This window comes from Sphingobacteriales bacterium (assembly GCA_012517435.1).
In the GTDB taxonomy this organism is placed as follows: Bacteria; Bacteroidota; Bacteroidia; order CAILMK01; family JAAYUY01; genus JAAYUY01.
This window is the reverse complement of record JAAYUY010000197.1, coordinates 1-1,913: the sequence shown is the minus strand read 5'-3', so window position 1 is coordinate 1,913 and position 1,913 is coordinate 1. Positions and strand designations below refer to the sequence as shown.

At 37.7% G+C, this 1,913-nt stretch carries 1 protein-coding gene; it reads left to right on the top strand.

The annotated features are described in order from the left end of the window. Window positions 1-398 precede the first annotated feature (398 nt). On the top strand, window positions 399-1,913 hold a 1,515-nt coding region (locus GX437_11100; GenBank protein NLJ08208.1), incomplete at its 3' end, for a hypothetical protein.

The window sequence follows — 1,913 nt, the reverse complement described above, 5'->3', positions numbered from 1 at the left end:
TATTTCCAGCATGGCTGAAGCATCTGGCGTAAAGGTTCCTGAACCTATTCCTACACTCTGTGAAAACAGGAGAAGGGGATGACAAAGAAAGAGAAAAAATGTAATTCCTGATAATTTTTTGCTGATTTCAGCGAAATTTATTCTGCCGAACTTCAAAATTAAAATTGAGCACATGGCTTGATAATTTTTGATGTTTAACAAAATATCAACTGAAAACCAATGCATTGTTAAATAGGTAGTTGGAGAAGTTTCAGAAAGTCAGTTTTTGTCTTGCATAAGTGTTTCCAAGTTTAGGCAAAGATAAAAAACTTATAACTAATAAAAAATTTTCATCAGGTACTTTATCCGATTTTTTTATTAAATTCGTATCAACATTAAAAAAGGCTAAACTAAAAATAATGAAATCATTTAATGAAAATTATAATGTATATCCCATAGCTTTATTCATTATTTTGATTTTTTTTCATGCAAAATTATTTTCACAGGATATTACAGTAAATGGTGCAAATCTTATTTTAAAGAGCGGGGCGGTTGTCGTTGCCGAAGATGTACGTGTTGAAAGATCCGGTACCTATCATGGGAATATCTGTTTTTTAAATTCCGGGAGTAACTTTATCATCGAAGGTGATTTATACAACAATGACAACCAGGATGTTGACATGAACTCACAATCAGGAACAGGAACCGTAACTTTTGCAAAATCCGGTACACAAATCCTTTCCTATAATAGCAATATGATTATATTCAATGGCCTGACTGTCAACTCCGGATCAAGTGTTGAGGTACCTGCTACAAAGTACCTGACAGTAAAAGGAGATTTAGTAATCAATGGAGCATTGACCTTGCAATCAAATTCATCAGGCACTGCCTCCCTTCTTGACGGCAACTGTTATGGCTCGGTGAGTAATACCGGAGACCTGAGTGTTCAACGATATCTTACCACCGACCAAAATAATCCATTCTATCATTATGTATCCTCTCCGGTAGCCAATGCACCCTTAAGTGCCATACAAGATCAGAATTACGGAAATTATAATGTTTACTGGTATGATGAAACAAATCCCTCGTCAAATCTTGATATAGGATGGACAAGAATAAGCAGCGGAAATCTCACGCAGGGAAGAGGATATACAGCCACTTACCTCTGTAACAGTGCCATTACCAGAACATTTACAGGCAGTCTGAGCACAGGAAACGACATAAACATATATTGTACCTACACATCCTCAAGTGGTACCCCTGATCCTCAGGGATGGAATCTGATTGGCAATCCTTATCCTTCACCCATATCGGTCGTATCTTTTATTACGTACAACACACAGACCAATCAAAGACTTACCGGAACTTTGTATTATTGGTCTGATGTTTCGGGAACGGCTATCAGCAGAAATGATGATTATGCAACTGTAAATCTTTCAGGAGGTGTACCATCCGGAATTGCAGCTCCCGGGAATCAATCAAAAGTGCCGGGTGGTTTTATTGGAATCGGGCAGGGTTTTTTTGTAAAAGTAGATGGGAGTTATGGCAGTGGAAATGTGGTATTTAAAAATTCATTCCGCCAGCACGAAACAGGGAATCAGTTTTTTGTACCTGATTTAGATACAACAGTGAAATTCAGACTCAATCTGATCGACAGCGACAGCAATGCAAATAATATTTTAATAACCTTTTTACCCAATGCAACAGATGGCTTCGATCCGATGTATGACGGTCATAAACTTCAGGGGAATAAAGACATATCCCTTTACAGCCTGTCCGGTAAAGACGAATGGTGTATTCAGGCTTTGCCTCCTCTTACTTCAGAAAGGGTAATACCTATCGGATTGAAAGCCGGATTGGGAGGAAAATATACCTTTTTTAACGGAGATTTAACCAATATGCAGGATATTGAGGTATATCTGGAAGATAAAAAG